At 30.9% G+C, this 13011-nt stretch carries 12 protein-coding genes and 1 tRNA gene; 5 read left to right on the plus strand and 8 right to left on the minus strand.

The annotated features are described in order from the left end of the window. Positions 1-140 precede the first annotated feature (140 nt). Positions 141-2615 carry an erythromycin esterase family protein gene (locus ABJD66_RS12505; RefSeq protein ID WP_348132101.1) on the plus strand — a complete coding sequence of 825 codons (2475 nt, stop codon included), beginning with the start codon at positions 141-143 and terminating at the stop codon, positions 2613-2615. Positions 2616-2786: 171 nt separating this feature from the next. Here the strand turns inward: ABJD66_RS12505 and ABJD66_RS12510 are convergent, their stop codons facing one another. The 6 genes from ABJD66_RS12510 to ABJD66_RS12535 all read right to left on the minus strand — a co-directional run bounded on the left by ABJD66_RS12510 (position 2787) and on the right by ABJD66_RS12535 (position 5636). Continuing rightward, positions 2787-3074 carry a type II toxin-antitoxin system RelE/ParE family toxin gene (locus ABJD66_RS12510; RefSeq protein ID WP_348132104.1) on the minus strand — a complete coding sequence of 96 codons (288 nt, stop codon included), beginning with the start codon at positions 3072-3074 and terminating at the stop codon, positions 2787-2789. After that, positions 3067-3306, minus strand: a complete 240-nt coding sequence (locus ABJD66_RS12515) for a CopG family transcriptional regulator (RefSeq protein ID WP_100894965.1) — start codon at positions 3304-3306, stop codon at positions 3067-3069. The genes ABJD66_RS12510 and ABJD66_RS12515 overlap by 8 nt, the downstream gene beginning before the upstream one ends. 241 nt (positions 3307-3547) lie before the next feature. Further along, entirely contained in the window at positions 3548-4006 is a 459-nt protein-coding gene (locus ABJD66_RS12520; RefSeq protein WP_348132107.1) for a hypothetical protein, read from the minus strand. After that, positions 4006-4275 (minus strand): hypothetical protein, encoded by a 270-nt coding sequence (locus tag ABJD66_RS12525; protein WP_348132110.1) that lies wholly within the window; start codon positions 4273-4275, stop codon positions 4006-4008. The genes ABJD66_RS12520 and ABJD66_RS12525 overlap by 1 nt, the downstream gene beginning before the upstream one ends. Before the next feature lie 219 nt (positions 4276-4494). Then, positions 4495-5226: a phospholipase D family protein gene (locus ABJD66_RS12530; protein WP_348132113.1), complete on the minus strand. Its 732-nt coding sequence runs from the start codon at positions 5224-5226 to the stop codon at positions 4495-4497. 337 nt (positions 5227-5563) lie between these two features. Continuing rightward, a tRNA-Met gene (locus ABJD66_RS12535) sits at positions 5564-5636 on the minus strand. A gap of 241 nt (positions 5637-5877) precedes the next feature. On the opposite strand from ABJD66_RS12535, the gene ABJD66_RS12540 reads away from it, so the two are divergent. From ABJD66_RS12540 to ABJD66_RS12550, 3 genes are all read left to right on the plus strand, one after another. After that, complete coding sequence (locus ABJD66_RS12540) at positions 5878-7356, plus strand: Na+/H+ antiporter NhaC family protein (protein WP_348132116.1); 1479 nt, start codon at positions 5878-5880, stop codon at positions 7354-7356. Positions 7357-7406: 50 nt separating this feature from the next. Then, complete coding sequence (era, locus tag ABJD66_RS12545; RefSeq protein ID WP_013620291.1) at positions 7407-8291, plus strand: GTPase Era; 885 nt, start codon at positions 7407-7409, stop codon at positions 8289-8291. Positions 8292-8375: 84 nt separating this feature from the next. Continuing rightward, on the plus strand, positions 8376-9893 hold the full coding sequence (locus ABJD66_RS12550; RefSeq protein WP_348132120.1) for a choice-of-anchor I family protein: 1518 nt from the start codon (positions 8376-8378) through the stop codon (positions 9891-9893). 62 nt (positions 9894-9955) lie between these two features. On the opposite strand, the gene ABJD66_RS12555 is transcribed toward ABJD66_RS12550, so the two are convergent. Continuing rightward, on the minus strand, positions 9956-10456 hold the full coding sequence (locus ABJD66_RS12555; RefSeq protein ID WP_348132123.1) for a GTP-binding protein: 501 nt from the start codon (positions 10454-10456) through the stop codon (positions 9956-9958). 76 nt (positions 10457-10532) lie between these two features. Between ABJD66_RS12555 and der the strand changes: the two genes are divergently transcribed. Beyond that, on the plus strand, positions 10533-11837 hold the full coding sequence (gene der, locus ABJD66_RS12560) for a ribosome biogenesis GTPase Der (RefSeq protein WP_100894971.1): 1305 nt from the start codon (positions 10533-10535) through the stop codon (positions 11835-11837). A 39-nt stretch (positions 11838-11876) separates the two neighbouring features. Here the strand turns inward: der and ABJD66_RS12565 are convergent, their stop codons facing one another. After that, positions 11877-12902, minus strand: coding sequence for a LacI family DNA-binding transcriptional regulator (locus ABJD66_RS12565; protein WP_348132126.1), 1026 nt, complete (start codon positions 12900-12902; stop codon positions 11877-11879). Positions 12903-13011: the final 109 nt, after the last annotated feature.

The following is a 13011-nucleotide window of genomic DNA, read 5'->3' on the forward strand; positions in this document are numbered from 1 at the left end:
AAAATCTCATAGCTCAAAAATTGGTTATATTTGAGTTATAAAAAAAAGATAGAACCAAGAGAGCTAGGTATTTCTAAAAATTTTTAAATAACTATTGAATTATTGATTCTTACAAACTCTATTTAACCATCAATTTGTTAATGATGAAATTATTTTCTGCCTTTTTATTTCTTGCTCTTCTGTTACCCAACAACATTATTTCTCAAAATACTATTAATATAGATAGTACTAGTTCTTATTCTTTTTTAGATTCTATAACATTTAATAAAAGGATAGTGTTATTGGGAGAACAAACCCATGGAGACGGTGCAACTTTTGACGAAAAGGTTAAAATAGTGAAATATTTACACGAGAATCTTGGGTATAATATTTTAGTTTTAGAAAGCGGATTTTATGATAATTACAAAGCTTTTAAAAACTATGTTAATAGTAAAAATGGTGAGGCGTCTATTTTAGATAATGAAGTAGAAAATATTTGGTCTAAAACTGAGGCTATCCAGAATTTGTATAATTATATAGATGATAGGGCAAAACAAAAAGATACTATAAGACTGTTAGGGTTTGACAGTATGGAAGGCTCTATTTTTAATGATAACTTTATTCCAGATTTAAAAAATATATTTAAAAAACACAAAATATTACTTGATGAGCAACTTTTTAATAGTTTAGAAAAAGGCTTGGTTTTAAAAGATATTGAAAACGAAGTGGTAAATAAAAATGATTCTATAGCACTATATGATAAAATTAAATTAGTAGCCAATCATTTAAATGCTATTGAAAAACCTAGTTCTTATGAAAAAATGATACAACAGACTTTCATAAGTCAAGTGTCAGATGTTTCGTTTGAAATTAGAAAACGACAAAAACAAAAGATTTTTGTACAGAATCCTAGGGATGCGCAAATGGCCAATAACTTAATTTTTTTGTCGGAAATGTATCCTAATGAAAAAATGATATGTTGGGGAGCATCATACCATTTTGGAAAAAATATCAGCAAAGTTAAATTTACCAACTTAAGTGAACAGTATTTAGAAGCCCAAGACTCATTAAATGTTATAAATAGTGAATCTACAGATTATAAAAAGGGACAAGGATATAAACTTTTAGAAGGAGCTATACCTATGGGTCAAATTTTAAAAGCACATTTTAAAAATAATATGTACACTATAGCTTTCTCGTCTTATGATGGTAAATGGGGAGAAGTAGGCAATAAACCTTATCCTTTTTTAACTCCTCCAGAAAATAGTATAGAAAAAGAACTGGTAGACTTAAAATATAAAAATGCATTTTTAGAATTTAAAAATTTTGAAGGTAAAGAATACTATTGCTCTGCTTTAGGTAATTTGCCATTAAAGGCAAATTGGTCTGAAATTTTTGATGGACTTGTTTTTATAAAAACCTCTTATTCTGCTAATGCTAGAAAATATGAAGAACCTGTAAATTCAAAAAAAGTATCGTTTGTAAAAGGTAAGGTTTTAGATTTTTCAAATGATAAAGGCTTGCCAAATGCAGAGGTATCTTTACTAAATACAGATAAAATTGTTTTGTCTAATAAGGAAGGAATGTTTAAAATACATATTCCAAAGGAAGAGCTAAAAGGCAAAATAGTAGTCTCTATTATGGGTTATGAAAACGACACAATAGAAATTTCTACTTTCTCTAAATTAAAAGAAAGACATATAAAACTTATAGAGAAAAATTACAATACTATTAGCTTGGATGAAGTTACAATTTTAGGCGAAGCTAAACAATTTACTGCAGAAGAGATTATTGATAAAGCACGTAAAAATCTCAAAATAAATTATTTTGAGAACCCGTTTAATCAACAGTTTTACTTCAGACGTTTACGTAATAAGAATAGTGAAGCAATTAAGGGAGAAGAGGCAATAATAGAAACCTATAACTCAAAAGGAATGAAAGTTTCCAATAATCCAGAAACTAAAATGTTTGGGTTTTCAAAACATCAACAACCAATTGGTGTTGAGCAAATAACAGATTCTTATTGGGGTAAAGTTAATAAAATGCCTTTTATTTTTGATAGAGGTGTAATTTTAAGTAAAGCAAACGTTTTATATAGAACTTCTTCATTTGAATTACTAAAAAAGAATATTGTTAACTATGCAGGAACAAGTACTTACAAAATAGGCTTTAACAATAAAAGACCTAGTTCGTTTTCAGCCAGTAGTTATGGGAGGGTAAAGTCATCGTCAGGTAATATATACATAGATACAGAATCATTTGCTATATTAAAATACGAGAATTGCGTAACTCAAAAGCCTTATGATTTAGAAACAAATTTAGACAAAACCGTAGAGCGTTCTTTTAATATTATTTTTACTTACAAGAAGACGGGTAATTTTTATTATATTTTCCATAGTCATATTACCGATAAAATAACAACTACATCAAAGTCATATTCCAATATAGCGCAGAATATTTATATTGAGTCAACTGATTTATTATCTACAAAAATAAACAACTTAAATGTCTCTAGAATAAAACAACCACTTTACTATATGTCTAAGCCTAAGAATGACAAGACTAATAAATTATTTTGGAATAATAATAGCTTTATGCTTAGTGAAGAAAAATTAGAACTGCCTCAATGTAATTAAAAACAGCTGTGTAATTAAAATAATAGAGTAGAAGCACCAACTTATATTAAGCACATAAAAAAGCTCATAGAACTTGTTTTAAAGTTTATGAGCTTACTATAATAAAGTCTTTAAATAACGAAGAATTTGTTTTGATTTGATTTTTTGTTGTGTGCAGTTTTTTTAATTCCGTTATAATTTTTCATTCAAATCTTGTCTTCCAATTATTGTCACTATTTCAACAATATTTTCATTGACCTTATAATAAATACTATCAACGCCACACGTGCAACGTCTGTATCCTTTTTTTATATAGTCAACAGATTCAAAGGAAAAAGGACGTTTAGTGATGATGTCAAAATATTCAAAAAAAGACTCAAAATATTTGTCATCTTGGGTTATCCCGAATTTTTTAACTCCGTAATGGTGAATCAGAATTAAGTCATTTTTTGCTTCATTTGTCAGTTTGTATTTAGCCATTAAGCATAGACTTTGATTGAGCTAAAATACTTTCTTTACTATCACTCGTAAATCCACTATTTTCAGCTTTTTCAATTTTAGCTCTAACCCAATCAATTTGAACTTGTTGTTTTCGTGCTTGTCTAATTAAATCGTTAACTAATTCGCTTTTGCTAGAATATTCTTTATTGTCTACTTGGGCTTTTAACCATTCATCGTTTGGCTTTGTAAATGATATACTTTGTCTAGACATAATTTATTTATTTGATGTAAAAATACACCAAAAACGAATCACATCCAAATTATAACTAACAGTCTCAGCTATGAGTAGTTCCGTGGTTTAGCACGTAACTTTGTAAGTGTGCGAGAACAAGCACAAACTTAAATTAAGCGCATAAAAAAAGCTCATAGAACTTGTTTTAGAGTTTATGAGCCTTTTTAATAATATTAAAATTTGTAAGGTTTTTGGCTTAGTTCTTTGTTGGTAAATGTTTTTATTGTCTTAATCTTTCATTTTTTAATTCTTTCATATCACAAACATTAATTCCAAAAGCTTTTGCATAGTCTGATAGAGCAGAATCTGATGTTATGAGCATTTCGCAATCTTTGGCATATTCTAAAATCAGCGTATCTGCAAGTCCGAGGTCGTAAAATAACAAATTGTTTTCAACCATTTTAGATTCAAGATACTCTTCTGAAGTTATTTTAATTGTTTCAATTATTCTTTTTACATATAAATCTTTTTGACTACCTGTGAATTTATTAAGTAAATTGTCAACTTCAGTCCAGATATTTGGAAGAACAACTATTGATTCTATATTTTTAATGGTAGAAATTAAATTATGAAAATCTTCCTCTTCATAAATAGACGTTTTGCTGTGTGTATTTATTAAAGCAGGATCCATTAATCCTAATATTAAAACTAGTAGAGAGTTAGAATCTATTAAAATCATTATTTATCATAGATATAAAATCCGATAACATTTTTTTCATTGTCTATTTTTACTTTCTTATAAATTCGATGATATGTAAATCCAGATGTCAAAGCTCCTAGTGGTGAATTTGGTTTATTTGTGTTTTCGACTAAATATGAAACAACAATTTCCCAAATTTTTTCTTCTTTCTTATATTCAGCTTGTTCTAATCTAAAATCAGAATTGTCAAGTGATGAAAGCCCTGATAACTCAGTTTTCGATATTTGATATAATTCTTTTAAATTCATATTGTCTTTAATTTGTTAAATTGCTTACTACGTTGCATATAAATAAAATAGCTCAAGTGATAAGCTTCTCGTCTTATTTTGTTATTAGATAAATATAGAATTTTGAGATTTATCTTTTCTACTATGAATGCCAAAATTTAGCAGATTTAGTAAAAAAAAATACTAAACTTTTGAGTTAGAACAAACCTGTTATATTTTTATACCCTTTAGTAAACAGTTTCATTCTACAATGTGTTTCGCAATATCTTCTGGCCAAACAACAAATTTTCCATATTGACCGCTTTTTTCAATTCCGCCAATTTCTTTTCCACGTTTGGTTGTAATCCAATCGTCATCTTTTTTATACATTAGTTTCTTGTTAGAAAACCAACTGTTTACTTTTCGACTGCTTAGGCCAGTTAATTGAGACAATTCCTTTGTTGTCAAAAGTTTTGATTTCGACTTGTCTTTAGCTTGTGTAATTTCCGAAATTGTTTTTTCAGATTGTCTTTCAATATTTTTGTCAACTTTTTTAACAGAAACTCGAATTTCTTCACTTATAGTTAGTAGTCTTTCAGCTTCCTTTCTAATATCATTATACAATTCTTCGTCAGCTTCTTTGGTTACATAAATTCCCATTTCATCATTATTCTGTTGTGAAAAAGAATATAAATTCATAGAAGTTACAATAGCTTCTTTTTTGTTCAAATAACATTTTGCGTGTAATGAATTGCAGAGACTTGTCCTAATTCCAATTTGACTTTCAAGCCAATTACTTTCTTCAACTTGTAATTTATTCTCTCGGTAGATGATTCGTATATCTTTTTTTCGAATATTTAAATGCTCTAAATTATCTTTTACTCTCTTATGAAATTGAAGATATGGACTTATTAAAATTAACTGATCTTCTGTATTTTTTATTAATTGTTCTAAATGATAAGAAACACCTGTGGTGTCTAAAAATTTTGCCATTTCTTTTTCAGTTTTTTTAATAGTTTACAACAATAAATAACCATGATTAATAAAGTTTATTGCGCCAAAATTGTTAAATAAACACACATTTGGCTTGCTGGTTAATTTTTGGTTGCTAATTTTCAACACAATGTAAAACTATTTTTTTGTGTTCAATTACGGATATGTGTAATTGGGTATAATTTATTTATAAATGGTATAAAATTAGTTGTAGGTAACTTTTCTATTTTAAGTGCAAATAGAAAATATGTGTAAAACAGCATAATAGAGTAGTGGCACTTGTTTAAATTAAGTGCATAAAAAAAGCTTCACATTTCTGTGAAGCTTTTAAACTTTGTAGCGGGAACTGGACTCGAACCAGTGACCTTCGGGTTATGAGCCCGACGAGCTACCTACTGCTCTATCCCGCGATTTGCGTTTCCAAAATAAACATCCTAGCTTTTAACTTTCAGATCATAACTGCTGACCGTTATATTTCGGACTGCAAATATACAACCTTTTTTCTATCCGGCAAGCCAAAATCAAAATAATTCTAAAAAATATTTATTTATCAATTTTTAGTCTGTTTTTTTGACGCTTAAAACAGCTAGTATTCTATAAAATCTTACTATTTTGTAACGTTTTTTAAAACCTTTACTAAACCTATTTTTTATGGATAATTACGGCTGGCTATCAATATTACCTCCAATAATTGCAATTGTACTAGCATTACGTACCAAACAAGTATACATAGCTTTGCTTTTTGGTATATGGTTTTCGTGGATTATCATAAACGATTGGAACTTTTTAACAGGTACCTTAAGTGCTATAGAGGGTATGGTAAATGTATTTAAGTCAGAGGGGAATACAAGAACCATTATGTTTAGTGCCTTGGTGGGTGCCTTACTTTTATTTATACAATACTCTAAAGGTGTAGAAGGTTTTATCAATCAGCTTAACAAAGTAATTGCCTATTTTGAAAAAAAACAGAAAGGATACAGCAGAGTAATTGTACAATTGCTGGCATTATTAACTGGTATTTTATTGTTTGTAGAAACCAGTATAAGCTCTTTAACGGTTGGTACGTTGTACAGACCAGTTTTTGATAAGTTAAAAATACCAAGAGAAAAATTAGCGTACATAGCAGATTCTAGTTCTGCGCCATCATCTATACTAATTCCTTTTAATGCGTGGGGAGCTTTTATTATGGGATTGTTGGTTACACAAGGATTAGAAAATCCGTTTGGGTTAATGCTGTCATCCATAGCATATAACTTTTATCCAATTTTAGCTATTGCAATAGTAGTAATTGTAATTGTGTCTAAAAAAGATATTGGTCCTATGGCCAAAGCAGAAAAAAGAACCCGAGAAACAGGTAAACTTTTAAACGACAACTCTAAACCTATGTTGTCTAGTGAGGTTACTTCGTTAGCACCAAAAGAAGGTATAAAAGCAAAGGCGTATAATATGATTATTCCTTTGGCAACAATGGTGTTTATGATGCCTATAAACTTGGTGTACACAGGTTGGGGTAATGTTACAGATGCAGTATCAACATCAGACCATATATTTAAAGCAATTGGTCAAGGATCTGGATCTTCTTCTGTATTATACGCAGTATTAACCGCTATTTTGGTGGCAATGGTATTGTACAGGTCTCAAAAAATAATGAAAACCAAAGAAATGATAGATTTGGTTTTAAAAGGTATTAGTGAGCTTATGCCACTAGCATTACTTATGTTATTAGCGTTTGCCATTGGCGATGCTTGTAACGAGTTGGGTACAGGTAAATTTGTAGCAGAATGGTCTAAAGACTGGTTGTCGCCAGAGTTTTTGCCAGCCATAATTTTTGTAATTAGTTCTTTTATAGCATTTTCTACAGGTACATCTTGGGGAACATTTGCAATTATGATGGCTATAGCAATACCAATGGCAGAGGTACACCAGGCACCTATAACGCTTGTAATTGCAGCAACTTTAGGAGGTGGTATTTTTGGAGATCATTGCTCGCCTATATCAGACACCTCAATAATATCGTCAATGTCTTCTGCAAGTGACCATATAGATCACGTAAATACACAGTTGCCTTATGCTTTAATTGGTGGTATTGCAACCATTATATTATACTTAATTTTAGGGTTTGCATTGTAGTAAAGCCGTACAATAGTGTACCTTTGCATTTTAAATGATAAAATAGTAAAATGACTCATAAAGCCGGATTTGTAAATATTATAGGAAACCCAAATGTGGGTAAATCTACTTTAATGAACGCCTTTGTGGGCGAAAAACTGTCTATTATTACCTCTAAAGCGCAAACTACAAGACACCGTATTTTGGGTATTGTTAATGGTGATGATTTTCAGGTAATACTTTCTGATACTCCAGGAATTATAAAACCAGCTTATGAATTACAAAGTTCTATGATGGATTTTGTAAAGACTGCTTTTGAAGATGCTGATATTCTTATTTATATGGTAGAAATAGGAGAAAAAGCATTAAAAGATGAGGCGTTTTTTAATAAGTTGAAAAATAGTAAAATACCGGTACTATTATTATTAAATAAAATTGATGCCTCTGAGCAAGAAAAACTAGAGGAGCAAGTACAATATTGGCAAGAGCAATTGCCAACTGCAGAAATACACCCAATCTCTGCCTTAATGAACTTTAATGTAAAAGAGGTTTTTCTTAGAATTATAGAGTTGTTGCCACTGTCTCCTGCGTACTACCCTAAAGACCAGTTAACAGATAAGCCAGAACGTTTTTTTGTAAACGAAACTATTAGAGAAAAAATACTTCAATTTTATAAAAAAGAAGTTCCTTACGCTGTAGAAATAGATACAGAAGAATTTTTTGAAGACGAAGATATTATTAGAATGCGTGCCGTAATTATGGTAGAAAGAGATTCGCAAAAAGGTATTATTATTGGTCATAAAGGTTCTGCTTTAAAAAGAGTAGGTGTAGAGGCACGTAAAGACTTAGAAAAGTTTTTTGACAAGCAAGTACACTTAGAGCTTTATGTTAAGGTAAATAAAAATTGGCGTAGCAATGCAAACCAATTAAAACGTTTTGGTTACAATAAAGGCTAAAAGCTAACCTTTCTTTGTTTTTAAGTTTACAATAAAGTTATATTACATCATCATTTTTGGGAGAACTATATAATCAACCTGAAAATGAAAAAATATGTATTAAGCGCTGCATTATTTGTAGCGCTGTTTGTTTCTTGTGATAAAGACGATAACAGTGGCGGTGAAACTCATATAGATACATCTGCCTTAACGTTTAATAGAGTTGGTGGTTTTACCAACGGAACCGGAGATGAAGGTTTTGCAGAAATTAGTGCTTATGACAAGGTTTCTAAAAAACTATTTGTGGTTAACCCTAATAATAACGAAGTTTCGGTTTGGGATTTATCTTCACCAGAATCACCATCTAAACTAACTCCTATAGCGTTAACAGGTACACCAAACAGTGTGGCAACCTATAATGGATTGCTTGCGGTTGCAGTAGAAAATGCAAACAAACAAGCAAATGGTAAAATTGTAACCTATAATACAGATACACAAGTTTTAGAGCAATCTTATGCTGCTGGTGCTTTGCCAGATATGGTAACTTTTAGTCCAGATGGTAAATACATTATTTCTGCTAATGAAGGCGAGCCAAATGATGATTACACTATAGACCCAGAGGGTTCTATAACAATAGTAGACTTAACTAAAAAAGAAGTTGTACAGTTAAGCTTTGCAGGTTTTAATGGTCAGGATATAGACAATAATTTTAGAGTATTTGGTCCTGGTGCAACTGTTGCGCAAGATATAGAGCCAGAGTATGTAGCGGTTTCTAAAGATAGCAGGTTTGCTTATGTTTCTTTACAAGAGAACAACGGTATGGCTGTAGTTAACTTAAACTCTAAAAGTATTACTCAGGTTTTTGGTTTAGGTGTTAAAGACCATATGCTAACAGATAATATGTTAGATGCTAGTAATAAAGATGATATCGTTGGTAATTTTAAAAACTGGCCAGTAAAAGGTTTTTATATGCCAGATGCTATAACGTATGCATCTATAAACGGAACAGGTTATATTATTTCTGCTAACGAGGGAGACTCTAGAGATTATGATGGCTATTCTGAAGAAGAGCGTGTTAAGGATGTAACATTAGATCCTACGGTTTTTCCTAACGCTGCAGACCTTCAATTAAATGAAAACTTAGGTAGACTTAAAATTACTACGGCAAATGGTGACACAGACAATGATGGTGATTTTGACGAGCTGTATTCATACGGAGCAAGATCTTTTACAATTTGGAATACAGACGGATCTTTAGTTTATGATAGCGGAGATGCTATTGGCAAAAAAACATTAGAAGTTAATCCTGCTTATTTTAATGCAGATGAGGGTGAAGCAGATGGCAGAAGTGATGATAAAGGTGCAGAACCAGAGTCTGTAGCTACTTTAAAAATAGGAGATGCAACATTATTGTTTGTAGGCTTAGAACGCACAGGTGGTGTAATGGTTTATGATATTACAAACCCTGCAGCTCCAGAATATGTACATTGGATTTTTAATGGTAGTGATGTGGCTCCTGAGGGTTTACTAACTGTATCTGCAGAAGATAGTCCGTCTGGAGAAAATTTAGTTATAATAACTAACGAGGTTTCTAACACAGTATCTATTTACGAAATAAAATAAGTTGTAATTTATATTCTAAAAAAATTCTTAATAGCTATTTAAGGTAGTTGTTAGGGATTTTTTTATGCAGTACACTCAGCAATAGTTTGCTGCATAAAAGCGTAAAGTTCATTCATTTGTGGCTTTCCCTTTTGTTTTCCTATACGACCAAAAATGTATAAAGACACCCAAATAATACTCATGAAAATTATACTAGTTAGTTGTAAAAAGTAAGATTTCTTTAAAGACCAATTTGTGTATCCCCAAATGGCAAAAATTAGAAAAGCAATTGCTATAGCAAAATGAATAAACATAAAAAAGGTCCATAATGAAGGGTTGGGACCAAAAACACCATAAATTTTGCAACTTTCTTTATTAATACTATCTAGTTCTAAATGAAGTTGTGGAGACCAAAAGTGAATGTTTTTAGGTTTAATTTTTAAAAAGAGGTGCTCATCTAATCGTTTGCAAGTAATATCGTTACTGTTTGTGTTTTCAAACTGATGAAGAATTATACAGCTTGGATGGTCTAATTTTAGCTGAAATCTAGGCCTTAAAACAATGTCGTTAGGTAATGTTTTCATTATGTAAATAGATAGTAAACAAAAAGATACTGTTTTTCTTCAGATATTAATAGTACTTTTGCAAAAAAATAAAAGAATGAGTGCTATTGTTGCCATCGTAGGAAGACCAAATGTAGGGAAGTCCACTTTTTTTAATAGATTAATTCAACGTAGAGAAGCAATTGTAGATGCTGTTAGTGGTGTTACAAGAGATCGTCACTACGGTAAAAGTGATTGGAATGGAGTTGAGTTTTCTCTAATAGACACTGGTGGGTACGTATTAGGAAGTGAAGATGTTTTTGAAGCAGAGATTGATAAGCAAGTAGAATTAGCTATAGATGAAGCAGATGCTATTATCTTTATGGTAGACGTAGAGTCTGGCGTAACAGGTATGGATGAAGATGTAGCTAAATTGTTGCGTAGAGTAGATAAGCCAACTTTTTTAGTGGTAAATAAGGTAGATAACTCTAAAAGAGCAGAAGATGCTGTAGAGTTTTATTCACTTGGTTTAGGAGAGTATTATACTATTGCTAGTATTAATGGTAGTGGAACAGGAGATTTGTTAGATGCTGTTGTAAAAGTACTTCCAGAAAAAGAACAAGAAAATGATGATTTACCTAGGTTTGCTGTAGTAGGTAGGCCAAATGCTGGTAAGTCTTCATTTATAAACGCCTTAATTGGTGAAGAAAGATACATTGTAACAGATGTTGCTGGTACTACCAGAGACAGTATAGATACAAAGTACAACAGATTTGGTTTTGAGTTTAACTTGGTAGATACTGCTGGTATCCGTAGAAAAGCTAAAGTAAAAGAAGACTTAGAATTTTATTCTGTAATGCGTTCTGTTAGAGCTATAGAGCACGCAGATGTTTGTATTTTAATGTTAGATGCTACTCGTGGTTTTGATGGTCAGGTAGAGAATATTTTTTGGTTAGCACAACGTAACAATAAAGGTGTTGTTATTTTGGTAAACAAATGGGATTTGGTAGAAGATAAAGAAACCAATTCTATAAAAGAATATACTACACGTATTAAGCAAGCTATAGAGCCTTTTACAGATGTGCCAATTATATTTGTATCTGTACTTACCAAACAACGTATTTTTAAAGCTATAGAAACAGCTGTAGAGGTTTATAATAATAGAGCTAGAAAAATACAGACACGTAAGTTTAATGACGTTATGTTACCTATTATAGAAAACTATCCACCACCAGCGTATAAAGGTAAGTTTGTTAAAATTAAGTTTTGTACACAACTTCCAACTCCTTATCCGCAGTTTGCATTTTTCTGTAATTTACCACAGTATGTACGTGATCCTTATAAGCGTTTCTTAGAAAATAAATTAAGAGAAAATTTTAATTTTGAAGGAGTGCCTATTTCTGTATTTATGCGTAAAAAATAAATAAAAGTACAAGTATATTTAAGTTTAGTTGTTAGCGGTTTACCCCTTAAAGGTAGATTCTCTAACAACTAAATTTGTTTTTACCTCTATGGTTTTGGTTTGCATAGTTTCTTTTGGGTTTAATATTTCGTGCAATAAATAATTAACAGCAGTTGCGCCAATTTTACTTCCTGGTTGGTTTATGGTTGTTAAACTTGGAGATATTATAGTAGATTTAACAGAGTTACTAAAACCAACAACCGCAATTTCATTAGGAATATTAATGTTTAAGGTTTTTAGGGTTTGTATAGCTCCAATTGCTGCATTGTCTGTAATGGCAAAAATAGCATCTGGTCTATTTTTCATACTAGCAATTTGTCTTGTTATTCTTTTTCCGCTTTCTAATGATACTCCTTCTGCGCTAAAAATTAAATCGTCATTAATTGGTAAGTTGTTACTAGTTAATGCACGCTTATAGCCAGCTAATCTTGTTCTTGAGTTGTAAGAGTTTTCTGTTTCTTTTAAAATAGCAATTCTTTTTTTGCCTAAACCAATTAAATGCTCTACTGCATTAAAAGATGCTTCTTCATCATCTATTACAATTTGTGAGCAAGGTATTTTATCAGAAACTTTATCAAACAAAACAAGTGGTATACGTTCTAATATGCTTAATATAGAGTCTACAGATTTTGTTTTTCTGGCTAAAGACATTAGTACGCCGTCTACTCCAAACTGTATCATAGTTTGCAGCATTTCAAACTGTTTTTCTTCGTTGTTTTTAGATTCAGATATAATTACTCTGTATCCTAAAGTTTCTGCTTGGGTTAAAATGCCTTTTAAAATAGTAGCAGTAAAGCTGTGACAAATGTTAGGAACAACAACACCTAATGTATTTGTTTTTTTTGCTCTAAATCCTTTAGCAAAAAGATTGGGAATGTAGTTGAGCTCTTTTGCTAAATCTTTAACTTTTTCAATTGTAGCCGGACTAATATCAGGATGATTGTTTAAAGCTCTGGAAACTGTTGATACAGATACATTTAGTCTTTTTGATAGCTCTTTTAGCGTGATATTTACTTTTTTAGCCATTTACTTTGGGGTTTGTAAGTTAATATACTCAAAAAAAAGTGTTTATGCAATCGATTGCACAAACGTTTGCGTTATTTTATTGCAATAAAACTATTGATTTGTTGAGAAT

Source organism: Cellulophaga sp., assembly GCF_039943695.1.
Classification (GTDB): domain Bacteria; phylum Bacteroidota; class Bacteroidia; order Flavobacteriales; family Flavobacteriaceae; genus Cellulophaga.